Annotated in this window: 27 protein-coding genes, 1 tRNA gene and 2 other annotated features; of the genes, 23 read left to right on the top strand and 5 right to left on the bottom strand. The window is 39.5% G+C overall.

From position 1 onward, the window contains the following. The first annotated feature begins 19 nt into the window (after positions 1-19). The 15 genes from G413_RS0102705 to G413_RS0102640 all read left to right on the top strand — a co-directional run bounded on the left by G413_RS0102705 (position 20) and on the right by G413_RS0102640 (position 17,353). Positions 20-1,636 carry an oligosaccharide flippase family protein gene (locus tag G413_RS0102705; RefSeq protein ID WP_022789411.1) on the top strand — a complete coding sequence of 539 codons (1,617 nt, stop codon included), beginning with the start codon at positions 20-22 and terminating at the stop codon, positions 1,634-1,636. 3 nt (positions 1,637-1,639) lie between these two features. Next, positions 1,640-3,499, top strand: a complete 1,860-nt coding sequence (gene mnmG / locus G413_RS0102700) for a tRNA uridine-5-carboxymethylaminomethyl(34) synthesis enzyme MnmG (RefSeq protein WP_022789410.1) — start codon at positions 1,640-1,642, stop codon at positions 3,497-3,499. Positions 3,500-3,520: 21 nt separating this feature from the next. Beyond that, positions 3,521-3,871: a septum formation initiator family protein gene (locus tag G413_RS0102695; RefSeq protein WP_022789409.1), complete on the top strand. Its 351-nt coding sequence runs from the start codon at positions 3,521-3,523 to the stop codon at positions 3,869-3,871. A gap of 132 nt (positions 3,872-4,003) precedes the next feature. Continuing rightward, complete coding sequence (locus tag G413_RS11680) at positions 4,004-4,528, top strand: winged helix-turn-helix domain-containing protein (RefSeq protein WP_022789408.1); 525 nt, start codon at positions 4,004-4,006, stop codon at positions 4,526-4,528. A 74-nt stretch (positions 4,529-4,602) separates the two neighbouring features. Next, a complete protein-coding gene (locus G413_RS0102685) occupies positions 4,603-7,017 on the top strand; it encodes a glycogen/starch/alpha-glucan phosphorylase (protein WP_022789407.1) in 2,415 nt (804 codons plus the stop codon). A gap of 65 nt (positions 7,018-7,082) precedes the next feature. Further along, entirely contained in the window at positions 7,083-8,231 is a 1,149-nt protein-coding gene (dxr, locus tag G413_RS0102680; protein ID WP_022789406.1) for a 1-deoxy-D-xylulose-5-phosphate reductoisomerase, read from the top strand. A 52-nt stretch (positions 8,232-8,283) separates the two neighbouring features. After that, the gene (locus G413_RS0102675; protein ID WP_022789405.1) at positions 8,284-9,528 is read left to right on the top strand and encodes a hypothetical protein; all 1,245 of its coding nucleotides are present in this window, start codon (positions 8,284-8,286) and stop codon (positions 9,526-9,528) included. An 87-nt stretch (positions 9,529-9,615) separates the two neighbouring features. Then, positions 9,616-11,112 carry a PHP domain-containing protein gene (locus G413_RS0102670; RefSeq protein ID WP_022789404.1) on the top strand — a complete coding sequence of 499 codons (1,497 nt, stop codon included), beginning with the start codon at positions 9,616-9,618 and terminating at the stop codon, positions 11,110-11,112. 70 nt (positions 11,113-11,182) lie between these two features. Further along, positions 11,183-11,387: a binding site (T-box leader), on the top strand. Positions 11,388-11,419: 32 nt separating this feature from the next. After that, complete coding sequence (gene metG / locus G413_RS0102665) at positions 11,420-13,354, top strand: methionine--tRNA ligase (protein ID WP_022789403.1); 1,935 nt, start codon at positions 11,420-11,422, stop codon at positions 13,352-13,354. 1 nt (position 13,355) lies between these two features. Continuing rightward, positions 13,356-13,556 carry a hypothetical protein gene (locus G413_RS0102660; RefSeq protein WP_022789402.1) on the top strand — a complete coding sequence of 67 codons (201 nt, stop codon included), beginning with the start codon at positions 13,356-13,358 and terminating at the stop codon, positions 13,554-13,556. 36 nt (positions 13,557-13,592) lie between these two features. Next, complete coding sequence (locus tag G413_RS0102655) at positions 13,593-13,895, top strand: hypothetical protein (protein ID WP_022789401.1); 303 nt, start codon at positions 13,593-13,595, stop codon at positions 13,893-13,895. 10 nt (positions 13,896-13,905) lie between these two features. Next, the gene (locus tag G413_RS12380; RefSeq protein WP_244910582.1) at positions 13,906-14,151 is read left to right on the top strand and encodes a maltose acetyltransferase domain-containing protein; all 246 of its coding nucleotides are present in this window, start codon (positions 13,906-13,908) and stop codon (positions 14,149-14,151) included. Positions 14,152-14,153: 2 nt separating this feature from the next. Continuing rightward, positions 14,154-14,384: a DapH/DapD/GlmU-related protein gene (locus tag G413_RS12375; protein WP_244910581.1), complete on the top strand. Its 231-nt coding sequence runs from the start codon at positions 14,154-14,156 to the stop codon at positions 14,382-14,384. Between the two features lie 246 nt (positions 14,385-14,630). Continuing rightward, the gene (gene metK / locus G413_RS0102645; protein ID WP_022789400.1) at positions 14,631-15,722 is read left to right on the top strand and encodes a methionine adenosyltransferase; all 1,092 of its coding nucleotides are present in this window, start codon (positions 14,631-14,633) and stop codon (positions 15,720-15,722) included. A 38-nt stretch (positions 15,723-15,760) separates the two neighbouring features. Beyond that, entirely contained in the window at positions 15,761-17,353 is a 1,593-nt protein-coding gene (locus G413_RS0102640) for a potassium/proton antiporter (RefSeq protein WP_022789399.1), read from the top strand. A 47-nt stretch (positions 17,354-17,400) separates the two neighbouring features. Here the strand turns inward: G413_RS0102640 and G413_RS0102635 are convergent, their stop codons facing one another. Next, positions 17,401-17,706: a hypothetical protein gene (locus G413_RS0102635; RefSeq protein ID WP_022789398.1), complete on the bottom strand. Its 306-nt coding sequence runs from the start codon at positions 17,704-17,706 to the stop codon at positions 17,401-17,403. 103 nt (positions 17,707-17,809) lie between these two features. After that, the gene (locus G413_RS0102630) at positions 17,810-18,511 is read right to left on the bottom strand and encodes a hypothetical protein (RefSeq protein ID WP_022789397.1); all 702 of its coding nucleotides are present in this window, start codon (positions 18,509-18,511) and stop codon (positions 17,810-17,812) included. Positions 18,512-18,578: 67 nt separating this feature from the next. Between G413_RS0102630 and G413_RS0102625 the strand changes: the two genes are divergently transcribed. Next, positions 18,579-19,097, top strand: a complete 519-nt coding sequence (locus G413_RS0102625; protein ID WP_022789396.1) for a DUF3783 domain-containing protein — start codon at positions 18,579-18,581, stop codon at positions 19,095-19,097. A gap of 119 nt (positions 19,098-19,216) precedes the next feature. Then, positions 19,217-19,292, top strand: a tRNA-Glu gene (locus tag G413_RS0102620). Between the two features lie 79 nt (positions 19,293-19,371). Here the strand turns inward: G413_RS0102620 and G413_RS11675 are convergent. Further along, a complete protein-coding gene (locus tag G413_RS11675; protein ID WP_022789395.1) occupies positions 19,372-20,217 on the bottom strand; it encodes a choline kinase family protein in 846 nt (281 codons plus the stop codon). Between the two features lie 75 nt (positions 20,218-20,292). Between G413_RS11675 and G413_RS0102610 the strand changes: the two genes are divergently transcribed. The 5 genes from G413_RS0102610 to rplL all read left to right on the top strand — a co-directional run bounded on the left by G413_RS0102610 (position 20,293) and on the right by rplL (position 23,190). Then, positions 20,293-20,754: a hypothetical protein gene (locus G413_RS0102610; RefSeq protein ID WP_022789394.1), complete on the top strand. Its 462-nt coding sequence runs from the start codon at positions 20,293-20,295 to the stop codon at positions 20,752-20,754. A 148-nt stretch (positions 20,755-20,902) separates the two neighbouring features. Then, positions 20,903-21,322 (top strand): 50S ribosomal protein L11, encoded by a 420-nt coding sequence (rplK, locus tag G413_RS0102605; protein WP_022789393.1) that lies wholly within the window; start codon positions 20,903-20,905, stop codon positions 21,320-21,322. 14 nt (positions 21,323-21,336) lie between these two features. Continuing rightward, positions 21,337-22,023, top strand: coding sequence for a 50S ribosomal protein L1 (gene rplA / locus G413_RS0102600; protein WP_022789392.1), 687 nt, complete (start codon positions 21,337-21,339; stop codon positions 22,021-22,023). Between the two features lie 29 nt (positions 22,024-22,052). Then, positions 22,053-22,183 (top strand) — a sequence feature (ribosomal protein L10 leader region). Between the two features lie 30 nt (positions 22,184-22,213). Then, positions 22,214-22,786, top strand: a complete 573-nt coding sequence (gene rplJ, locus G413_RS0102595) for a 50S ribosomal protein L10 (RefSeq protein ID WP_022789391.1) — start codon at positions 22,214-22,216, stop codon at positions 22,784-22,786. 35 nt (positions 22,787-22,821) lie between these two features. Continuing rightward, on the top strand, positions 22,822-23,190 hold the full coding sequence (rplL, locus tag G413_RS0102590; protein WP_022789390.1) for a 50S ribosomal protein L7/L12: 369 nt from the start codon (positions 22,822-22,824) through the stop codon (positions 23,188-23,190). Positions 23,191-23,285: 95 nt separating this feature from the next. On the opposite strand, the gene G413_RS0102585 is transcribed toward rplL, so the two are convergent. Both G413_RS0102585 and G413_RS10730 read right to left on the bottom strand, forming a co-directional pair. Further along, positions 23,286-24,347 (bottom strand): site-specific integrase, encoded by a 1,062-nt coding sequence (locus G413_RS0102585; protein WP_022789389.1) that lies wholly within the window; start codon positions 24,345-24,347, stop codon positions 23,286-23,288. A 135-nt stretch (positions 24,348-24,482) separates the two neighbouring features. Then, complete coding sequence (locus tag G413_RS10730; protein WP_162138392.1) at positions 24,483-25,100, bottom strand: helix-turn-helix domain-containing protein; 618 nt, start codon at positions 25,098-25,100, stop codon at positions 24,483-24,485. A gap of 134 nt (positions 25,101-25,234) precedes the next feature. Between G413_RS10730 and G413_RS0102575 the strand changes: the two genes are divergently transcribed. Beyond that, positions 25,235-25,432: a helix-turn-helix transcriptional regulator gene (locus tag G413_RS0102575; RefSeq protein WP_022789387.1), complete on the top strand. Its 198-nt coding sequence runs from the start codon at positions 25,235-25,237 to the stop codon at positions 25,430-25,432. The last annotated feature ends 55 nt before the right edge of the window (positions 25,433-25,487 follow it).

Here is a 25,487-nt window from a genome sequence, read left to right as displayed (position 1 = left end):
TGGGATGGAGGTGCATGGAATGCAGGAATCATCAAAGATCAAAAAGTCGATCATACTCAGTGGTTTGGTAGGCACCGGCGGTATGTTTATTGCCAAACTGATTGGGATCGTCTATGCCATTCCCTTTTCCAGCATTTTAGGATCGGATGTCTATATGGGCATTTACGGTCAGGCTTATAATATTTATTCCTATGTGCTAAGCGTATTTACGGCAGGCTTTCCTTTTGCGATTGCAACATTGGTAGCCCGCTATACGGTACTAAAAGATGCACATACGGTTTTATTGATTCGAAAGATTGCTTTTGTGGCGCTGGCATTGATGGGCTTTGCGGGCATGCTTCTGATGTTTGGATTATCTGGTGTGCTGGCTCCTTTAATGGTCGCCCAAAGCAGTGATGTGATGGCCCGCTCTTTACAAATCTTATCACTGGCCATCTTCTTTGTGCCTGTTTTATCCGCTTTACGCGGCTTTTATCAGGGACGTAAAGAGATGGAACAATATGCCTTTTCGCAGGCTTTTGAACAAGTGTTCCGTGTCGGCTTTTTATTATCGATTTCATGTTTATTTGTCTATGTTCTAGGATTGGAGAGAAAATGGGCATTGTATGTTTCTGTTTTATCGACATCCGTGGCAGCCATTGCGGCCATTGCGCAGTTTTTGGCTTTTGACAAACGCAAGAAACAGGAAATTGTTTTAGAAAGTCAGACACAAAAAAAGACAGGAATCTCACAGAATAAAATTGCCAAAGAGATGTTTATTTTGGCCATTCCTTATATGATCTCGGCAATTTTTGGTTATTCTCAACAAATCTTTAATGCGATTTTATTGCCGACTGGTCTTCATCTGCACCAATACGATGAAGCCACGATTTCAACCATTATTTCGGCAACCAATTATGTCGGGGTAAAAATCACGGCCATTCCGATGATTTTGGCACCTGGTTTTACGGCGGCCATCATTCCGCATATCACAGAGGCTTTGACACGAAAAGACTGGGCTAAGACAAGAAAAAATGTCGTGGATTGTATAAATGTCGTTTTGACTATCGGTATTCCTGTATCCTTCTGTATCTTTTTATATGCAGGGCCGATCAACTATACTTTATTCTACACCGGAAACTTGGATATGAGTTCTTATGTTCTGGCCTGGCTTTCTATCGAAGGCTTTTTGGGGACGATTTCTCCGGTAACGACCAATCTGATGATGGCATTAGGTTTAAAGCGAACATCTTTACGGCGGATGATGATATCAACCATTATCAAAGGTGTTTTAATGGTACCTCTAACCGCAATTTTTGGCTTTGCGGGCAGTGTATTGACATCCATTGTCGGTGATGGGTATTTGATCTTGTTTAACTTAAAAGAAGTGCGTTCTGTGTATCAGATTCGCTTTCATAAAACATTACAGATCGTATCCCGACTTTTGTTGGTGATCGCATCGATGTTTATCGTTTGTACTCTTTTAAACTGGATCGGCCTCAATGGAGTTGATGGCTCAAAATGGATCGCCTTTATCAAGATGGCTTTTAATGGTCTTTTGACATTGGGAGTTGGTGTTGCGGTTGCCTGCTTTATGCATCTGCCGCAGGCTGTTTTTCACATTCGTATTCATTTACCACGTAGAAAAGGGGCATAGTCAATGTACGATATCATTGTAATAGGAGCTGGGCATGCCGGTATTGAAGCGGCCATGGCAGCTTGTCGAATGCATAAAAAAGTGGCATTGGTGACCTTGGATATTCAAATGGCAGGCTCTATGCCCTGTAATCCAAGTGTCGGTGGTCCGGCCAAGGGCATTGTTGTAAGAGAGATCGATGCTTTAGGTGGTTTAATGCCCATCGTTGCCGATCAGACCGCTTTACAGTTTAAAATGTTAAATACGACCAAAGGTCCGGGTGTTTGGTCTTTGCGCGTACAAAGTGATAAAGAAGAATATAAAAAACAGATGGCTTCAATTTTACAGAATACCAAAGGACTAACGGTGATCGAAGATGCGTGTACGAATTTGTTGATTGAAAACCAGCGTGTAACCGGTGTGCATTTAAAGACACATGGCAATGTTTTGGCCCGGGCTGTCATTTTGACAACGGGAACCTATATGACATCAACGATCCTTCGCGGACATACCGCAACGGTATCCGGGCCGGAGGATCAACCTACGATTCAATCGTTGTCGGCCGGTCTGCAGGAACATGGAGTGCGTCTGTTTCGCTTAAAGACCGGAACACCGCCACGTATCTTACGTGACAGTATTGATTTTTCCAAAGCCGAAAAACAACCCGGTACACCGGAGTTTTTCAGTTTTAGTGAAACCACAAAACCAGAAGACGTTTTATCTTTTGACAGACAGGAAATTTGTCATTTGATCTATACAACACCAAAAACACATGAAATCATTCGTGAGCACTTACAAGATTCGGCGATGTACTCCGGTCTTGTCAAAGGCGTAGGCCCTCGTTACTGCCCCAGCATAGAAGACAAGCTGGTACGCTTTGCGGATAAGGAAAGACATCAGCTGTTTCTGGAGCCGGAATCCAAAAGCCTGGAAACCATTTATTTACAGGGTTTTTCCACTTCTATGCCTATTGATGTGCAGGAACAAATGGTTCATTCTCTGCCGGGTCTGGAAAACGCAAAGATTGTAAAATACGCTTATGCGATCGAATACGATGCGATCGACCCTTTACAGATGAAACCAAGCATGGAAAACAAGGTCATTGAAAATTTATTTACGGCCGGGCAGGTCAATGGTACCAGCGGTTATGAAGAAGCAGCCGGACAAGGTTTGATGGCCGGAATCAATGCCGCTTTAAAAATTGATGGAAAAGAACCGTTTGTTTTACGAAGAGATGAAGCTTATATCGGTGTTATGATCGATGATCTTTGTACTAAAGGCACCAAAGAACCATACCGTCTGTTGACTTCCAGAGCCGAATATCGCCTGTTACTGCGACACGATAATGCCGATCAGCGGTTGTTGGAAAAGGGATACCAGTTAGGTGTTGTATCCAAAGAGCGCTATGAGCAGTTTCAAAAAAAGATGGAGACGATTCAAAAAACGAAAGAATTGTTACAGGAAGTGCATATCAAACCAACGGAATCCATCAATGCGTATTTATCTTCTTTAGGCTTTGATCCTTTACAGCACGGATGCAGTGCTTTGGAGCTGTTAAAGCGTCCACAGGTAACGATCAAAGGCTTGCAGTCCTGGATTGAACAGAATATTGATGCTTCTGTCGCCAGACAGATCGAGATTGAAGTGAAATATGCGGGGTATATTGAAAAGGCAAAACGCGATGCACGTCATTTACAGGCGATGGATCAAAAGAAGCTTCCAGAGGGTTTAGATTATCTGCATATGGATAATTTGCGTTTGGAAGCCCGACAAAAGCTGGATCAGATTCGTCCTTCTACGTTAGGGCAGGCTTCCAGAATTTCCGGTATCAACCCCAGTGATATTGCGATATTGTCATTATGTGTAAAACCACATAAAAAATGATATAATAATAAGGGGATTCATATGAAAAGAGCATATAAAGTCAAACGAACCGAAAGACAAGTCAAAAAAGTGCCGATCTCAAAAGGAAAAGCCATGCGAAAAGCTGTTCTTTGTGCGTTCTTGTTAGGGGGAACCATCTTTTTGACATGGAGTGGCATACAAGATCTACAGACAACGGCACAGCTTCGGTTAAACATACAGGAGAATAAAGATCAGATTGCGGATTTGGAAAACGAAATGAAAGATTTGGAAAAGACGTATCAGAATCTAAGCAATCCGGATTATGCCCGCTATTTTGCCATGGGGCGCTATCACGTGACCCAGGATGGAGAGCAGGTCTTTATCTTTCCAAGCGCAGATAAACAAGAGTAAAACAGTCATCTCAAGCCTATTGGGATGACTTTTTTCATGCCGAAAAGATCATGTTGTGCAGATCTTTGTCCTCTTGTACCGCTTTTCTTGTCAACACAATAAAAATCTGTTTATCTGAAGGCGGAGGTTATTATGAAAACTGATACAATTCAAATCTGTTTAGACGTAGAAGATGATGTTTGGAATGAATGGTGTCTGTATCATGAAGTGCCCAATCGGGCTCGTATTCATTCCAATACGATTTGTATTCCAGGCACCATCACCCGGCAAAATGCCTGCTTTCTTCAAAATAAGAAGATGTATGGACTTCATGGCTTCTGGATCGAAACCAAAACACTGGTCAGGCATCGATATTACTGCTCGCAAAATATTACTGTAGATCTTTTTACGCATAGAGTTTATGTAGCGGATAAAATGGTCAAGCTTAATCCCTCGGATTTTGATCTGCTGGTGCATTTTTTAAAACATCCGCATCAGGTATTATCCAGAGATATATTGATCGATTTATTGGAGATACGAAAAAATCGAGTGATGCAGGACAATGCGCTTTCTGTGCATATACGTCGGATTCGTAAGGCCATTCAAAATAAAACGCTCATTTTGACGGTTCCCATGGTGGGATATATGTGGACAAGTGACGTAACTAGCGATAAATAGGGCGCTTGAAAAGCGAAAGAATTTGAAAATCGACCGACAGATAGTTATAATAGACACAGTGTGGAGGGAAAACTATGTCAAATCGATTTGATTCAAAGGAAGTTTTTATCGAGCGGTATAAACAGGAAGTTTCTGAAACATATGGTCGAGATTTTGAAGAAACTTTCCCGGCAGAACGATATCAGGTATTAGGAAAGATGATTCGTGATTATGTCGGAATCAACTGGAAAGAAACAAAAAATGCGATTCGAAAGTCACAGTCAAAACAGTTATATTATTTTTCAATGGAATTTTTGATGGGGCGCTTGTTGACAAGCAATCTGATGAACTTGGGAATTTACGATCTTGTCAAAGAAGGATTACAGGATCTGGGCATGGATCTTAATGATATGGAAGAAATGGAAAGCGATGCCGGTTTAGGAAACGGTGGTTTAGGACGCTTGGCAGCCTGCTTTATGGATTCTTTGGCTTCCCTGGATTTAGCCGGACATGGAAACTGTATTCGTTATCGCTACGGTCTTTTCAAACAAAAGATCGTTAATAACGAACAGGTAGAATTACCGGATTGTTGGTTAAAGAATGGTAACGTATGGGAAGTTTGGAAACCGCATCATGCGATGCAGGTACCTTTTGGCGGACAATTGGATGCCTATATGGATCAAAACGGAAAATTCCGTTCCAACTATCATCCAGAATTTGTTGTGCGCGCCGTACCTTATGATGAACCGATTATCGGTTATCATACGACAACGACCAATACATTGCGTTTATGGGATGCCGAAGTCGATGAAGACTTTGTGCAGGCCGGACAGTTGAATAAATATTTGAACGACGTTATGGCTATTACAGCCAACGTGTATCCGGATGATTCTACAGAAGAAGGAAAGCTGCTTCGTTTGAAACAGGAATATTTCTTCGTGTGTGCCGGTATTGATCAGATTATTCGTTCTCATTTACGTGCTTATCCAAGTTTGGATAATTTGGGTGAAAAAGTGGCAATTCAGTTAAACGATACCCATCCGGTATTAGTCATTCCGGAATTGATGCGTGTATTGTGTGATGATTATGATTATGAGTGGGATCACGCATGGGATATCGTGACAAAAACGGTTGCTTATACCAACCATACGGTCATGGCAGAGGCTTTGGAAAAATGGCCACAGGAAATGATGCGTTCTTTATTGCCTCGTATTTATATGATCATCGAAGAAATCGATCGTCGTTTTAAATACGAAGTGGATCATAAAGGGATGGGACATGTATGGAACAATGTAGCCATCTTAAAAGAAGGTCAGGTTCATATGGCGCATTTGGCCATTGTCGGCAGTCACAGCGTGAATGGGGTAGCTAAGCTGCATACCGAAATCTTGATTCATGATGTCATGAAGGATTTTGCGGATCTATATCCAGGTCATTTCAACAATAAGACGAATGGAATTACGCATCGTCGCTGGTTGTTGTATTCGAACCCACAGCTGACAAAATTGTTGGAGGAAACCATCGGAGATTCCTTTAAGACGCATCCGGAAGATTTGGAAAAATTGATGGAACACGTAGATGATCCAATCCTGCAGCAGCGTTTTATGGATGTGAAGCTGGAACGTAAACAGATTCTTGCCGATTATGTCAAGAAAACGTTAGGCATTGATGTGGATGTGCATTCCATTTTTGACTGTCAGGCTAAACGTTTACATGCTTACAAGCGTCAGTTGTTGAACATTTTCCATGTCATGCATCTGTATTTGAAGATGAAGGAAGAACCAAGCTTTAGGATTTATCCACGTACTTTCTTCTTCTCTGCCAAGGCAGCGCCAAGCTATATGCTGGCAAAAGAAATCATCAAGTTGATCAATATGGTGGCCGATAAGATCAACAACGATCCGGAAATCAATCAGTATATCAAAGTGGTCTTCATTCCTAATTATTCTGTTTCCGTAGCGGAAATTTTGTTGAATGCCGCAGATGTCAGTGAACAGATTTCTACGGCTGGAAAAGAAGCCAGTGGTACGGGAAATATGAAATACATGATGAATGGAGCCATCACTTTAGGAACTTTGGATGGAGCCAATGTGGAAATCGTAGAACGTGTCGGCTATGAAAATGCGGAAATCTTCGGTTTGCGTGTGGAAGACATCGAAGAAGTAAAGAAAGAAAACTCTTATAACGCATGGCATATCTATCACAATAACTATCGCGTTCGCCGTGTGATTGATTCTTTGAAAAATGGAACCTGGTCCTCCAATCCGGATGAATTCCAACTGATCTACAATGACTTATTGTTGCGAAATGATGAATTCTATGTCCTGGCTGATTTTGATGCCTATGTGTATGCACAGCGTCAGGTAGAAGCTCGTTATCAGGATAAGACAAGCTGGGCACGTACGATGTTGATCAATATTGCACAGAGCGGTTATTTCTCCAGTGATCGTACGATTCGTGAATACGCAAAGGAAATCTGGGATCTTCATCCGATTCCTTTTAAAAAGTAAAATGAGAAGTGAGGTTGAAAAACTTCACTTTTTTTGTATAGTATGATTAAGAAATGAGGAAAAATATGAAACGTATAGTATTGTTAGGGGCAACAGGTTCTATTGGAAGACAGACCCTGGATGTACTTTCCAAACATCCGGATGAATTTTCTTTAGTGGGAATTTGTGCCGGACATAACGCAAAAGAACTCAAGGAAATTGCTGAGGCTTTTCCATCGGTGGAAGTAATCGGCTTATCGGAAAACAAGGAAGACATTACTTTTTTGTGTGATCATGTCTTTTATGGGGAAGATAATATGGTGCAATGTCTTCAACATTGTGACTATGATCTGCTGGTGAATGCGGTTGTCGGTTTTCGAGGATTAAAGCCTACTTTAGAATCGTTACGTCAAGGAAAGGATGTAGCATTGGCCAATAAGGAAAGCCTGGTTGCCGGGGGTGTTTTGGTTAAAAAGATGTTGGAAAAGACTAACACAAAATTATATCCGATAGATTCTGAGCATTCGGCAATCTTTCAATGTCTGCAGGCTGGAAAAAAAGAAGAAGTGCGGCGTTTGATCATTACCGCATCAGGAGGAAGTTTTCGTGATCGCACCAGAGAACAACTTCAAGATGTAAGCGTGGAACAAGCGTTGTCCCATCCAAACTGGAACATGGGCAAGCGTATCACGATCGACAGTGCCACCATGGTCAATAAGGGTTTTGAGGTCATAGAAGCGCATTATTTGTTTGATCTTCCTTATGAAAAAATAGATACGGTCTTACATGCTCAAAGCTTGATTCATTCCATGGTGGAATATAATGACAATGCCATCATGGCACAGCTTGGTTCGGCCGATATGCGCTTGCCGATACAGTATGCTTTAATGTATCCAAACCGTCCGTATTTAAAAGAAGAGCATCCGTTGGATATGACAAAGACGCTAACCTTGGATTTTAAAGAAATGGATTATGAACGGTATCCTATGTTGAAATTGGCGTATCAGGTTGGAAAAAGAGAGGGCAACTTGGGCGCTTGTTTTAACGGAGCGGATGAAAAAGCGGTAGAGTTGTTTCTGGACAAAAAGATCTCTTTCCTGCAAATTGAAGAAAGTATTGAAAAAGCGGTAGAAGCTGCTACATTTGTGGCGGATCCGACTTTAGAAGATTTGGAAAGAACGGATCAGGAAGCCCGAGAATTTGTCGTTCGATACTGGGGACTGGAAAACCAGTAAAAAATAAGGTAAAATACAAGTTGGTATAAGAAACGTGAGGAGTGATGGATCAATGAAAAAACGGATCGCATACAGTCTTGCTTCTGTGGTGGCAGCTTCTGCCATTGGTTTTTCCGGCATACCGATTTATGCACAAACGACATCCACACATACGACTGTAGTACAGACAAAGGAAATCAAGGATCCTCAGGATTTTGTTGATCTGTACTGTTCCTTAAAAAAAGTAACGATCGATAATAAGAAACAGGAGATCATTACTTATACAGTCTATGAAACTGTAACAGAAAAAAACTATGAACAAATCCTGAGTGGTAAAAAAGTGTATGATACCCTAGATAAGGATACACAAAAAGCGATCAATGAGATTTTATGGAATACCAAGAATAAAGAAGAAAAGCCTCTGGAGAAAGATTATGGAAAACTGTATGAAGAAGCACTTTTGATGCAACAGACAGTGAAACAAAGTGAAGAGGCAAAAGTGGAAGAAAGCGAAGAAGTCACAAAACCTGAACAGGATGGGGATAAAGAGGAACCGCCTGTAACCGACGAATCTACCTCTTCACAAGAATCGCAGACGACACCCGAAGATAACAAAGAGACAGAAAAAGTCGAAGAAACAAAACCAGTTGAAGATACAGAATCAAAAGTCGAGGACAATACAAAGGATGAAACGGAAGTAAATCCGGATGAAGAAACCATAGAGACTCCTGTGGAAGAAACTTCGGATACGCTTGAAGCGCCGGTTATTGTTCCGACAATGTTTTTATCAAAGGCAGAAGTCCCTGCAGAATCTTTATTGGTGAGTTCTGTACAGACGGCTACTCAAAGCGTAGAACCGCAAGTGGTGACACCGACTGCTCAGGAGGTAAAACCGGTTGTTTCACAGACAACAGAAACGCTAAAACCGGTAGTGTCCAATGTTGTAGAGTTGAACACATTGGATCAGGATGTACAAAATTTCATCCGGAATTATTTGATGGATGCCAACGGCAACCTTTATACTTCGGTAACGGTGTATAACTACCGTCAGATTTTATCAGGGGTGGCCGGCTATTCGGATTTATCGACGGATAAGGTATCGCAGTTAAATTCTTATCTATTGGCGAATGGAAGCCAAAGATATTTCTCTTTGGTCAACCAGTGCCAGCGCATTGAAAATCAAGGTACTACATTGACAAAAAGACCGGTCGTAGATACAGCCAGTTCCAGTGGGTTTGGCTTGTATGGGATTTTGATGACTTTATCCTCTGTCGGATTTGGCTTTTTGATCAAACGAAAGAGAGAAAAAAATGTATAAGAGATCGCCTAAGCGATCTTTTTTTCTGCCTTTCTTTGTATAGAGAATTTTTGTATAATAGAAGACAGAAAGGTTTGTGATAGAACCATGGTCATCAAAGAGTATAGTTTAAAAGATCTGACAACAGCCTATTTTCAGAAAAAATCACAGCTGTATCGTTCCGGCGGATATCGTCATGCCAAATATTTAAGGCGTAATTTAGAAGACTATCAGGCACATTTTTTTGCCTTTTTAATGGATGTCAATATATGCCTGTTGCCGGTATATATATGGGTCATTGAGTTTTTATTGATTCTTTGTGGATTGATTCCACCTAATTTCTTTGATCTTTTGTTTTATATCATGTATGCCTTGTTGTTTGTTGTCAGCGTGTTATTGTTGCCGATATTTTCGGCTCGCTGTAAAGGGCAGTCGATTGGATATGTCTTTACCGATTTAAAGCTGGTAAAGAAAAACAAAGAAGAAGCATCAGCTTTAAAAGTCATCTTTCGACAGATGATTGGCTTTGGGATTCCGCTGATGGTTTTCGGTTTCTTCTTCCAGACTTTTGGTATCGTATTATGGTGGCTTGTCAATGGCCTGATAGCTTTGTTGACGCCTTGTCAACAGACATTGGTCGATCTGTTCTTTAATACCGTTACCGTACGGGAACCAATCACCAATATTCGCTTTGAACAGGAAGTAAAAGAAGAAATCAAAGCCGATGTAACGCCAATTGATTTGCATATTCGCTCGAATTATAGCGATGACGCATCAAATGATGTCGAAGAAATCTTTAAAGAAGCCAAACAGCTTGGCATGGAAACAATATCGATCACTGATCATAACTGTGCCAGAGCCAATGCGGCTGCCAGTCGATTTGCACCGCTTTATGGCATACAGTATATACCGGGTGTGGAAATCGATGCACAATATCGCAGTACTCGAATTCGTATTTTGGGATACTACATCGACTGGTCTCATGAAATCTTTGACGATCTGGAAAGAGAATCCTTGATGCGGGAAAAGAAGATGTCGATCGAACGTGTACAGCGTTTTGAAAAACTGGCAAAGGTAAAGATCGATACAAGATCCATTATGGAGAATTCAAGATTTCAGACAATTACACCAACGGATATCACAAACATGGTGTTTAATAATGCGCAGGTGCGTTCAATGCCGTTGGTAAAAAAATACGTAGATGCCTATGAACCAAAAGAAGCCATGCGTCGCTTCCGCAAGGATGTGTTTGGTAAGAATGGCCCTTGTTACGTGCATTGTACCTATCCGGCAGCTAAAGAGATCATTCAAGCTATTCATGAAGCCGGTGGTATCGCGATTTTGGCAAGCTGGCATCTGGATTCCATCAGTGATGATCTGATCGAGGAAATCATGCGTTTAGGTATGGATGGTATCGAATGCTTCAGTCCGGATATTCGTGAAGAAACAATGGCTTCCACCATTCGAATCGCCCAGAAGTATAAAGCGTTTATCTCCTGTGGAAGCGATTATCACGGAACGACAAAGCCGGATCGTCATCTGGGTATCACCAATTGTCCGGCCAAGGCTTTGCCGTTGGTTCGCATTTTAACCAAAGCAGCTTAAAGAAGGTGTTTTCGCCTTCTTTTTTCTATGTACTTGTTTAAACAAAATTTCTATCGTATAATACAGGCATTAAAAGGCAAAGAAAAGTAGAGTACCGTTTGGACTGTGCAAAGAGAGCGGAAGTTTGGTGAAATTCTGTGACAGAAAAGATGGGAACATGGACTTGGAGCCGTTCTTTTGAACAATGTAGAAAGAAACGTAGCCGGCGTTAACGGCCAATGAGGTGTCTGCACAGACACGAACTAAGGTGGTACCACGAAGCTTTCGTCCTTGGGAGGAAGGCTTTTTTATTTTATAGGAGGACAATATGGAAAATAAAGGACCTTTTTATTTAACAACCGCAATCGCCTATACATCCGGAAGACCTCATATCGGAAATACGTATGAGATCATTTTAAGTGATGCGATTGCCCGCTTTAAAAGAGCACAGGGATACGATGTGTTCTTCCAGACCGGAACCGATGAACACGGCATCAAGATTGAAGAAAAGGCCAAGGAAGCCGGTGTATCCTGCCAGGAATTTGTCGATTCCATTTCGGCAAAGATTCGTTCGAATTGGGATTTGATGAATACCAGCTATGACTACTTTATCCGTACCACGGATGAAGATCATATGAAACGTGTACAGAAGATCTTCCGCAAGCTGTATGAACAGGGCGATATTTATAAAGGGGTGTATGAAGGCTGGTATTGTACACCATGTGAATCCTTTTGGACAGAATCGCAGTTAGTAGATGGTAAATGTCCGGATTGTGGAAGACCGGTACAAAAAGCCAAAGAAGAAGCTTACTTCTTAAATTTACAGAAATATGCCGATCGTTTAATTCAATACATTGAAGAGCATCCGGATTTTATTCAGCCGGAATCTCGTAAAAACGAGATGTTGAATAACTTCTTACGTCCGGGATTACAAGATCTATGTGTATCCAGAACTTCCTTTAAATGGGGCATCCCGGTTGATTTTGATGAAGGTCATATTGTTTATGTTTGGATCGATGCGTTATCTAACTATATCACCTCTTTAGGCTATGATGCCTATGGCAACAGTGATCCAAAGTATAAAAAATACTGGCCGGCTACACACATTATTGGAAAAGATATTTTGCGTTTCCATACGATCTACTGGCCAATTATCCTAATGGCTTTGGGTGAACCATTGCCAAAGAAAGTCTTTGGGCATCCATGGCTGTTGATTGGAGATGGGAAAATGTCCAAATCCAAAGGAAATGTTATTTATGCGGAGGATCTGGTGCGTCATTTCGGTGTCGATGCGGTACGTTACTATTGTCTGCATGAAATGCCGTTTGCACAAGATGGAACGATCACATGGGAGTTGGTCGTAGAAAGAATCAATTCCGATCTGGCTAATATTTTGGGAAATCTGGTTTCTCGTACTGTAGCAATGTCTAATAAATATTTTGATGGACAGATTTTGAATCCACATGTCGAAGAAGACGTCGATAAAGAATTGATTGAACTGGCAGAGAACACGTTATCTAAAGTGGAAGCTAAAATGGAAGAACTGCGCGTGGGGGATGCGTTAGATGAAATCTTTACGCTGCTGCGACGTTCCAATAAATACATTGATCAGACGATGCCTTGGGCGCTGGCTAAGGAAGAAGATAAAAAAGATCGTTTGGCAACCGTATTGTATAATTTATTGGAATCCATTCGTATCAGTGCTGTTTTATTGAAGAGCTTCCTGCCGGAAACAGCGGATAAGATCTTAGATACATTACATACGAACCAACGTGATTTTGATTCGATTCAGACTTTCGGACAGTTAGAAACAGGCATCCAGGTAGAAAAGAAACCGGAAGTTCTGTTTGCCCGTATTGATGAAAAGAAATTTATGGAAGAACTGAATAAAGAATTGGAAGCCCAAAAAGAAGAAAAACTAAAGAAAGAAGAAATTAAAGAAGAAATCACAATCGATGATTTCTCCAAAGTGGAATTAAAGGTTGGTACGATCATTGAATGTGAAAAACATCCTAAAGCCGATCGTCTTCTGGTGGAAAAGATTGACATGGGTGAAGAGATTCGTCAAGTGGTCAGCGGTATTGCTGATACGTATAAACCGGAAGAGCTGATCGGTAAACAAGTTATTGTCGTAACCAACTTAAAGCCGGTTAAACTTCGTGGTGTAGACAGCAACGGAATGATTCTTTGTGCAAGTTCTGAAAAAGGATTGTCAATAATCAGTCCGGTAACAGAAATGCCAAACGGTACTGTTGTACGTTAATATGAGTGATCGACAAAAGGTTTTGTTTCGACAGCTGCAGCTGGTGATCTTGGGGCTTGTGATTTTGATTGGCGGTATCGTGGCCGATCATCAGGCATTTCGCATCATTGGGATCATCGTATTGATTCTGGGAATTGTTAGATATTACTCCTTTTGGAAACTGTTGAAAAAACTGGAACAGGATGAAGATACAGAGGCTTGATGCCAACTGTATCTTTTTTTGTGTTACACTAAAGCTATGAAAAAAGTCTTGGAAAATTTTGCCAGAGGCATCTATGATTCGCTTTCCGAAAAGGAAGAAACGGATGTATTTCTCTATTCGGAAATTGAATCCTATGTGATTGCGTTGTTTCGTTCTTTTGTGAATAAAAGTGCTGTATTGATTGGTATTTTCATTGTATCTGTTTTTCTGATCGTACAAAAGACGGATCCTTCCTGGTTCTTTTCCACCGCAATGATCTTCTGGTTCGCATGGCTGCTTTCGACCAGTGTTATACGTCGGTTTTATATAGAATTTCAAAAGCGGCAGAAGAAAAAGTAGGAATGAGACGATGACAGAAAAAGAAAAGATGCTGGCTGGGCAGCTTTATGATTGTGGGGATCCTGCATTGTTGAAACAATGGCATAAAGCTAAGGATCTGGTGCGTGAGTACAATCAGACGGTTTCCGATGACAGCGTCAAAAAGGGGCAAATTCTAAAAGAACTTTTAGGAGGCAAGGGAAAAATCTTTGGATCACACCGCCTTTTTATGTCGACTATGGAGAGAATATCTATTTTGGCAATAATTGCGAAGTGAATATGAATTGTATTTTTTTGGACGATAATGAAATCCATATTGGTGATAATGCCCTGATTGCACCCAATGTACAGATTTATACGGCTTTTCATCCGACCAGCGCTTTAGATCGCTTTGGTGAACCAAAGGAAGATGGCTCGTTTGCGTTTTGTAAGACACAGACGGCACCGGTGCATATCGGCGATAATGTAGTGATCAAAGCCGGCAGCGTAGTCACAAAGGATATTCCGTAGAATTGTGTTGCCTGCGGAAACCCATGCCGTGTGATTCGGGAAAATAAATGAGGGTTTTAGTTGTCAAAGAGAAGCCTTTGTGATTAAATAGTAATGCATTATCAAGAGATGGGTTAGAGAGTTAGCTCGTTGATCCCACGCCAACCTGATATCGGCAGATATTAAGGTGGTCCTGCTAACAACGATAAGAAGTATCTTGATTTCGACATACTTCTTAGGAAGTATGTTTTTTTATGGAGGAACAGTATGAAAAACTATATCTTTACCAGTGAGAGTGTTACAGAAGGACATCCGGATAAGATTTGTGATCAGATTGCCGATCGTATCCTGGATGCTGCATTAGAACAAGATCCATATTCTAATATGGCAGTGGAATGTACCATTAAAGATGATTTTGTATTGATCTATGGTGAAGCTAATACCAAAGCTGATATAGATTATGAAGGTATCGCTTTAAAGGAAATTCGCCGTATTGGTTATACGGAAGATTACAAGGTTCATGTTGTTGTCAATCAACAATCTCCAGAAATTCATAATGCGGTCAATCGCGATGAAATCTGTGCCGGTGATCAGGGAATCATGTTTGGTTATGCCTGCGATGAAAGTCGTGAATATATGCCGTTGACGATCTATTATGCGCATAAACTGGCTCGTCAGCTGACAAAGGTTCGCCGTCAAAATCCGATCTTAAAGCCGGATGGAAAAACACAGGTTTCTGTGGAATACGAAAACGATGAAATCAAACGCATTGATACGATCGTTGTTTCCACTCAGCATGATGCCAGTGCCACACAGGAAGAAATTCGTGAGCTGATCATGAATGAGGTCATTAAACCAAGTATCAATGAAAAGTTTTTGGACGAAAATACAAAATACTTCATCAATCCAAGTGGAAGCTTTGTCGTAGGCGGTTCTTTTGGAGATTCCGGAACGACAGGCCGTAAGATCGTTTGCGATACCTATGGTGGAAGAGGACGTATTGGAGGAGGCTGTTTCTCCAGTAAAGACCCGACAAAAGTTGACCGCAGTGCCGCTTATTATTGTCGGTATGTAGCTAAAAGCTTAGTAGCCAATAAACTTGCCAGAAGAGCCGAAGTACAAGTCAGCTATGCCATCGGTAAAGCAGATCCGATTTCTTTATGTGTTGATACATTTGGCACTGGAATCATGGATGATGAAAAACTGTTGGATGTGATCAAAAAGAATTTTAACTTTGATGTCAACAATATCATAGAAGAATTGGATTTAAGAAAACCGATTTATCACAAGACAAGCTGTTACGGTCATTTTGGAGATCCACAGTTTACTTGGGAAAAGATCAAAAAAATATTATACTAAGAGCATGAGACGTGCTCTTTTTTTGTGGAGGTGATGTTTTGAGTGTTCTTTTGATGGGAATCGGTGTTGTATTTATTTTGTGTATTTTATTGAATCATTTATTGGCAAGATTGCCTATTCCTTCACTGGTGATTTTTTTAGGATTAGGTGTATTGTTTGGTGTAGATGGTTTGTTTCAAATATCTTTTGATGATTATACATTATCGGAAACTATTTGTTCGATCTGCCTTGTTTTTATTATGTTTTATGGAGGGTTTGGAACCAATATTCGACAGGCAAAGAAAATTCTAGCGCCAGCCATCTTATTGTCTAGTATAGGTGTCGTCCTTATGGCTTTTTTAGTCGGTGGTTTTGTCTATTTTGTGTTTGGACTTCCTTTATATGCCAGTCTTTTGATGGGCGCTGTGCTTTGTTCTACTGATGCAGCCAGTGTTTTTAATGTGTTGCGTTCTAAAAATTTGGCATTGAAGCAGAATACAGATTCATTGTTGGAAGTGGAGTCAGGTTCGAATGATCCTTTCTCTTATATGTTGACATTGATTCTTTCCGCATTGTGTATGCAGGAATCCGTTCAAATTCCATGGATGTTGGTCCAACAATTAGGCTTTGGTGTACTCGTTGGAGTTTTAACAGCTAAAGGTGTTTTATTTCTTCTTCATCAAATGGATCAGCTTTCATCGGCAGAACGAACGATTCTTTTGTTTGCGGCCTCATTGTTATCGTATGCTTTCGCATATGCACTGGGAGGAAACGGTTATTTAAGTGTTTATTTATGCGGTATCATGATGGGAAACAGTTATGTGCCGGATAAAAAAGATATGGTTCATTTTTTTGATGTATTGACAGAAAACTGCCAGATGATCATTTTCTTTTTGTTAGGGTTATTGGTTACCCCTTCTTCGTTACCAAGCCAGTTTATGTATGCTTTTTGGATTTCCTTATTTATGATTTTGATCGCAAGACCATTGGTTTGTACATTGTTGTTGAAACCACTAGGTTTTTCATGGAATCGTATTGCGGTGATATCTATGGCTGGTTTACGTGGTGTTGCCTCCATCGTGTTTGCAATCATGGCGGTTACCAAAGGTGTGAACTATCCGTTAAACTTGTTTAATATTGTTTTTATCATTGTGTTGATTTCGTTGATCATACAAGGCTCTCTACTTCCCAAATTTACAGAGTGGATGAAGATGAAGGATCCACAAGGAAATATCTTAAAGACATTTAACGATTATCAGGAGGAAGAAGAAATTCGTTTTATCCAAATTGATCTTGATGAAAATCATGCATATGTCAACAAGACCATTTCACAGATTGCATTGCCCGAGCAGATGTTGGCGGTGTTGGTGCTTAAAAAAGAGGAAACGATTATGCCAAACGGAGATACTTTTTTAGAAAAGGGAGATACACTTGTATTAGCCGCACATGCCTTTGAAGAAACACAAAATTATCGGATGAAGGAAATTTATATCGACGAGCATCATAAATGGTGTCAAAAGAACATCCATCAACTTCCACAAAATATGCCTTATTTAATCGTTATGATCAAACGACAAAAAGAAATCATTGTACCCAATGGAGATACAATGATTTGTGAAAATGATAAGCTTGTCGTGTTAAAGCATAGTTAGTGCTTTAACATAAAAATAGATGTTGTAACTTGAATGGATCCATGTTTTTAAGAATCTTCACTTTTAGAATTAAACCATTTGTAGTCGATCCATAAAGCCGGAATTAATAAAATGATCATAGTGAGGACTCCATAAAACTGAAATGAGAAAAATTCTGTTTTATCGATACCGGAATTGAAGATATCACAGGCCATAAAACCAAATATAAGAGGATTTAGAAATAAAAGTAGTTTTTTGTGCTGCCAATTTCTCTTCATCGAAATATTTTTTATTAGCAAAGACAGAATTAATAAAACAGCCACTAACAGAATTTTTAGAAAGAAAGCGCCATTTAAAATCAAATGATCATCCATTGCAATCCCACCTTTCCTATCATTTCTATTCATATTATAACATAAGGAAAGAGGGATTCAGATATCTTGGTATTAAAAAAATCGTATCTTGATGCGATACGATTTAATAATCGGTAAGATTATCCGGGAAATTGACTTGATCCAAAGAATTAAAATCACGGATTTGACAATGAATCGTAAAATCCACATTCGCGGCATCGGATTCAATATTCTGACTACCGACGATATGTAACGTAAATTCTTGAAGAATGTTATCTTCTATGACTGCTTCTAAAGTAGCTTCCTCTAAAGTAACTGTTCCAAAAGAATCTAACAGCGTGGAAATCATTTGAGAATCTAGCGTATAGGAATAGGTGTTTCCGGAGCGACTGCTGGATTCCATTAAGGATGTGAGTTCTTCATCGGTAAAGTTCATAAAAGGATCTTTCACCGATATTTTTTGATGGGTATCGATTCCTAAGTTGGAAGCTACACTTTGAGAAGTAGTACCCATGGAATTGAGATATGTCTTTCCGTCACGAATGTAGAAACATAAAAAATCATCCTGACGGTTTCCACCGGATTCTAAATCCACACGCAAAGCTAGTTGTAAATCATCGACTTGGCGATATTGCATGTGTAAATCAATGACTGAATTTTCAATGCTTGCCATTTCAATGCTTCCTTCGATCGTACCGGATTCTGTATCTAAGGTGTTGTGGAATGCGGAAAAAAAGGCAAGGATATCTTCATTGTTCTTTGATTGGCATCCTGTTAGGGCAAGACAAAGACAGAATGTCATAAATAGTGTTATAATCTTTTTCATAGAAGTTTCCTCCTGTTGACAGTATTGTATATATTTTCAGGAGTGAAGTCAAAAGAGGAGTTCTTATATGATTTTGGTTTATTTTAAAGAAGGTTCACAACAAAAAGAAATTGTGGAACATGTGTTAAAAGATTTAAATGAAGAATTTAAAGAAGTAGGTGACAATCATTTGGATTTGGTTATCTCCAAAGTGTTTTCCAGCGATGAAGAGCCGGTGGAAAATAAGCTTTATGAAGATTTCTTGTTTCTGGATACGATGCAACAAGATAAAATTCAGCTTTTTGCCAAGCTGTTGAAAGAAAAAGGGATTCGCCTTGGACGTGTTGCGGTGCGCACGGAAAATAATATTTCCTGGAAACTGAAAGATTTGATGGATGAAGTGGAAGAAGAATTTCAATATTTCTTATTGCGTGATAAGTTGTTTGAATTTGTGACCCATCCGAATAAAGAAAGATTAGATGCTGATCCTGAATATTTGAAACGAATGTCTTTGGTGTATGCCATGTTAGAAGATTCAAATACGAAAATGGATGATCTAAAAGCAGCTTATATGTTATTAACAAAAACAGAAGAAACAAGCTCTTAATGTAGGAGCTTGTTCTTTTCTATAAAAATCCAGAATTTTTTTAAAAAAGTACTTGCGCATTAAAAAAACTCATGATAATATATGTGAGCACTTGCCAAAGAGGCAAGTTTAACATACATGGCGCGTTGGAGAAACGGTTAACTCACATGCCTTTCACGCATGCATTCACGGGTTCGAATCCCGTACGCGTCACCATTTGATAAGTAAGTCCTGAAAAGGGCTTTTTTTGTTTATTCTCTAAAAATAAACAGAAATCAGCATGAACTGATTTCTGTTATAGGGTATGGATAAATGATGAAAGAGAATGCAGGGAGAAATGATGATAGTGTTCCATTTTCTCTGTTGCGATTTGTTTGTAGATGAGCTCTTTTCGCTTTTCATAGAGCATATTGCCCCAATAACCCCATAAGATGTCAGCCATAGCTTCAAACAAGCAGACTTCTGTATTTGATATCGGTAAATGATAGGCTTCATAAAATTGGTTTCTTGACTCTGGATCCATGATCTGGTTTTCGCTAAAGAAACTGGCAATATCAAAACGTCGGTCGTTCATGGCGCCATATTCCCAATCAATCAAGTATTCTCTTTGTGGGCTAAAAAGGATATTGCCTTGTACGACATCATTATGACAAAGTGTATCCGGAATATAGATTTCTTTGACGGCATTTAAAATTTTTTCTTCTTGATCAAAATGAATAATAGGGGACTTAATAGCATTCTTATATTGTTCCAGTTTAAAAAAAGGATCGAAGAAAAAAGAAACCTCTACATTTTTTGTATGTAACGTTTTTAACAACAAAGCTGCTTTGGCATACTTTTTTGGATCAGCGGTTTCATGAAACTCGGATATGTGAGGAACAAAGTTGGTGATCTTTATACCGTTGATCGTATCAAAATAAAGAGTTTCTACATCTAGATTTTTTACATGCAGGAGGACTTCCTTTTCTTTTTCAAATTGAAGATGAAGGGCAGAGTGCTCACTTTTAGGGGCGCGAACAATATATTTTTTTTGATTAACACACAGCAGATAATTATGATTGCTGATGCCTTTATCTAATTTTGTAAGGGAATATTGTTTGGTCTGAAATACATTTTGTATGGTCTGATCGATGATTTGCATATGTACATTGTACTCAAATTTCATTTATATGCAAAACGTGATAAAATAGAACCAATCAATAAGGAGGATATGACTATGGAAAACAAGCAAACTCCACCTGTGATCCCGATCGCAGAACAAAAAGAAGAAAGAAAACCGCATCCGCAGGTTCCAAAATCGAAAAAAAGTGAAGTAAATCCACCAGAAAGTCATGCGTCTATGGATATCAAGATGGTGTTGGCTATCGTATTTGGTGCAGGTTCTATGGCTTTAACGATTTTATCGCCATTTACATTTTTCTTTAATATTTTGGCAATCATTGCAGGCGCAGTGGCTGTCGTTTTGGCACTGCTGTCCTTTGATATCACAAAAGTAAAGATACTGGCGATGATCGTTTCCATCGTAGGATTGGCGATTTCGGTGGTAATCGCCGGATTCTTATTGTTTAGTGCAGCCAGGCTTTCCTGGAGCGTGCAGAATGCTTTCAACAACAGTTATAATTATGACTATAACTATGGTGATAGCTTCTGGGATGATGGCGATGATTTCTGGGATTAGAAAAAAACAGGAAAAAATTTAGAAAAAGAGTGAAAAGTCCTTGCACTTTTTGCTCTTTTTTTATAATATAAGTAAGCATGCGTGGCAGAGTGCGCAACCACTCGTTGGACCACTGCATAAGAACAAACTATTTAGGAGGTATTGTCTTATGAGCAAAAAGAAAGTTGCTAAGGTTTGTAAGTTGCAATTCCCTGCTGGCGGAGCTAAACCGGGTCCTGCTTTGGCAAGTGCCGGTATCAACATGCCACAGTTCTGTACAGCATTCAACGATGCAACAAAAGACCGTAAAGGGGACTTGGTACCAGTTGTGATCACTGCGTACGAAGACAAGAGTTTTGATTTCATTTTGAAAACGACTCCTGCTGCCGTTATGTTGAAAAAAGCAGCAAACATTCAGAAAGCCAGCGGTGACCAGAAACAGGTAGCTGGAACGATCACAGTAGATCAGTTAAAAGAAATTGCTGAATACAAGATGCCGGATTTGAACGCTAACGATGTAGAAGCCGCTATGCGTATCGTTGCCGGTACAGCTCGCAACATGGGTATCAAAATCGAAGGATTTGAATAGGAGGTTTATCAATTATGGCAAAAGTAAGTAAACGCTATGCTGAAGTCAGCAAATTGGTAGATCGTAACAAAACGTATCCTATCGAAGAAGCTGTTGCTTTGGCAAAACAGACTGGAAAATGTGGATTTGACGCTAGTGTGGAAGTAAACTTCCGCTTAAATGTAGATCCTCGTCATGCGGATCAGCAGATTCGTGGTGCTATGGTTCTGCCTAACGGAACCGGTAAAACACAGAAGGTATGTGTTGTAGCACAGGGTGACAAGGAAAAAGAAGCTCAGGAAGCCGGAGCTGATTTTGTAGGTGGTGCTGATATCATCGAAAAGATCCAGAAAGGCTGGATGGATTTTGATGTATTGATCGCTACACCAGATATGATGGGTCAGTTAGGACGTTTAGGTCGTGTATTAGGACCTAAAGGTTTAATGCCTAACCCTAAGACAGGTACGGTAACAATGGATGTTGCCAAAGCTGTGGACGAAGTTAAAAAAGGTAAAGTAACATATCGTGTAGATAAAGAAGGAAACATCAATGTTATGATCGGAAAAGTAAGCTTTGAAGATGATAAATTGATTGAAAACTTCCGTGCAATCTACAACACGATCGCCAAAGCTCGTCCAACAACTGTAAAAGGAACTTACATGAAAAACTTAGTTCTTTCTACAACAATGGGTCCTGGTATCCATGTTACAATCGAAAGATAATTGACAAAAACACCAGAATCAGTAAAATTTAGATTGTTATCAATATTCCAAAGACAGTAACTGTTCATTGAACTTAATTTGTTACCGAGGGTTGATGCTAGTAGTTTTTGAAATGCATTCCATTGACCCGCGTCTTGTATGCGGGTTTTCTTTTGGATATTGTTACAATAAATAGAAAGAGGTGGAACGAATGAATCAACAAATCCTTGCTCAAAAGGAAGCCAACGTTAACGCCTTAGCTGACAAGATGAAGGATGCCAGCTCCATCGTATTGGTTGAATACCGTGGATTGACTGTTGCCGAAATCAATGAATTGCGTAGAGATCTTCGTAAAGAAGAAGTAGATTTCAAAGTTTATAAAAACGCAATTGCTCGTCGTGCATCTGAAAAATTAGGTTACGATGATTTCGCAAAAGACTTGATCGGACCAAACGCTTTAGCTTTTGGGAAAGATCCAGTGGCTCCTGCTCGTGTATTGGCTAAATTTGCCAAAACACACGAAGCACTTGTATTAAAGACAGGTATCGTTGATGGCGACATGGTCGATACAGATACGATCAAAAAATTGTCTGCATTACCGAACAAAGAAGGTATGTTGGCTAAGTTCGCTTCTTGCCTGAATGCACCATTGATCAAGTTTGCTATGACTGTTAAGGCTGTAGCTGAAGCTAAAGAAAATGGTACATTTGAAGTAAAAGAGGTAGAAGCAAAAGAAGAAGCCGCTCCTGCTCAGGCAGAAGAGGCAACAGAGGCTGCTGCATAAGCTGCCTAACAAAATAACATAGGAGGAAAAAGAAAATGGCTAAATTAACTCAGGAAGATATTCTTGCTTACTTAGAAGAAGCTACAATTTTAGAACTGAATGACTTAGTAAGCGCAATCGAAGAAAAATTCGGTGTCGTTGCAGCTGCTGCTGTAGCTGCTGCTCCAGTTGAAGAAGCAGCTGCTGCTGGACCAAGCGAAGTAACTGTAACTTTGACAGATGTAGGTGGAACTAAAGTTGCTGTAATCAAAGCAGTACGTGAAATCACTGGTTTAGGATTAGTAGATGCTAAGAAACTGGTTGATGGTGCTCCAGCTGCTATCAAAGAAAACGTTAGCCCAGAAGAAGCAGAACAGATCAAAGAAAAATTGGTTGCTGCTGGTGCTACTGTTGAAGTTAAGTAATTTAACGAAGACAAAACATGTAAGAAAAAGCCTTTATCTAAAGCAGATAAGGGCTTTTCTTTTTGGTTTGTGATACTAGTTTGATACTAAAAAAATTAATTTTTACTTATTTCTTCAAGCTTTTGGGCTATTTGATCCTGTTTATTAGGGTATAAATGGCTGTATGTATCTAGCGTGATCTTGATACTTTCATGTCCTAGTCTGTCAGCTATGGCTACAGGGTTAAAACCCAATTCAATTAAAAGGCTTGCATGGCTATGTCTAAGATCATGTACACGTATTTCCGGAAGTCCGGCTAGTTTTGCTTTCCTCTTGAGCTCTCTTCCAAAACTTGACTTTGTAACATTGAATAATCGGTCAGTATTGGACTCATACAGGCGCTTTTTGTATTCTTTGAGTATTTCTATTAAATGGTCGAAAATCACGATAGATCTAACGCTTTTGGCGGTCTTAGGGGCTGTTATATGCTCTATGCCATTAAAGCGTTGCAAGGATTTAGATATATGGATTTCTTTCTTTTCAAGGTCGATATCATCCCATGTTAAGGCCATAAGCTCACCTATGCGCATACCGGTATAATACAGAATGTTAAAAGCACAATAGTACAGTGGATCATCTTCATAGGTGAGAAATAGCTTGAAATCGTCTAAAGTCCATATGGTCATGTCTCTTTTAGCCCTGGCTTTGCCTATGGAGCCACAGAGAGAGGCCGGATTTTGCTTAAGTCCATGATACTTGATTGCATAATTGAATATAGCCACTAATTGGGTGTAGATCGTATTCAGATAGCTTTGAGAATACGTTTTAGGGCTTTCTAAGAGTTCGTTTTGCCATTTCCTCACAGTTTTAGGGGTGATCTGATTCAATGGTAAATTATTAAAGAATGGTGCTATATGCTTGTTTATGATATTCTCATGGCTTTCTATCGTGGAAGGCTTAAAGCGTGTATACATGTCACGTTTATAGTCCTTTATGAGGGTGCTAAAAAGCATGGTATTATCTTCACTGTGGAGCACTAGAAATTGTTTTTCATACTCCTGTGCCTCTTTCTTGAGCTTGAAACCACGCTTGAATTTTTGCTTTTTAGCTCCTGTATAGTCCTCATAGTAGAACTTACAGTACCATGTGTTAGTTTTTTCATCTTTGTAAACGGGCATAATGTTTCTACCTACCTTTCAATTCTAATCGAAATTTGATAAAATAGGCACGTAAAAAGTCTTTCATGTGGTAGTGAAGTTTTTTTACGTCCTGGCCCTTCAGTGTTGGCGCACTGAGGGGCTTTTTTATTTTATCTAATCTTTGTATATCCCTTTCCAATACTTATCCATGTACCAATCTAAGAAGTCTCCTATTTTCTTTTTTGATTCCTCATCTAAATGTTTATCAAATTTGGAATTCAAAAAATCAAAATTCGGATTGTTTAATATCTTATTTAGTGCCTCAGTTGAGTTAATCAATGACTTAATTTCTTGTAATAAGCAATCATTGATTTTACTTTTTAAATCTAATAAATAATTTTCGCTGACTAATATAGGTTCTTTAGGAGCCTTGAACTGCTCTATAGAAGAGTCTAATTCGTCAAATTTTATCATGTATTTATTTTTATTTATAGGTACGATTTCCATACCTAGCTCTACATATAAGTAACTTGCTAACTTATCTAGCTCAGATTTTTCTAATTTGCTAGATAAGGCTATTTTAAAATCTTTTATGCTGTCACTATAAAATTCAAAGACACTTACACCTAAAGCTTCTGCGATTTTTTCGAGATTTTCTATTTTTGGCTTTCTGTATCCTAGCTCATATTGTTTGATCGTAGACATTCCAACATTTGCTTTTTCAGCAAGTTCTTTTTGTGTCATTTTTTTCGAGACTCGTAGCTCTTTTATTTTCTCACCAAATTTCATCATATCACCGTTTATATAATAACAGACATTTTTATAGGTTGCAAAAGAAAACATTTTTACTTATTGACAGTTACAAATGCAACCATTATAATGTGATTGAGGTTGCAAAAGAAACCTAAAAAAGCGAGGTGAGAAAGATGAGAATAGACGCAAAGCTATTGAGAGGTGTCTTGTATGATCGTGACATAACACAGATTGAATTAGCTAAGAAATCAGAAGTGGCTCGTTTTACGCTGAATAAAGTCTGCAATGGCGGATCATGCACCTATGAGACAGGCAAGAAGATTGCGGACGCATTAGGCATGAAACTTGAAGATCTATTAGAAAAGAGGTGATTAAGATGCATGAAGAATTTAAAGAGGGGTACCAAGAGATCAAGGATCAATATTT

The sequence above is a fragment of the Faecalicoccus pleomorphus DSM 20574 genome, assembly GCF_000420345.1.
Classification (GTDB): Bacteria; Bacillota_I; Bacilli_A; order Erysipelotrichales; family Erysipelotrichaceae; genus Faecalicoccus; species Faecalicoccus pleomorphus.
The sequence above is the reverse complement of the archived record's forward strand: the minus strand, read 5'-3'. Positions and strand labels throughout refer to the sequence as shown.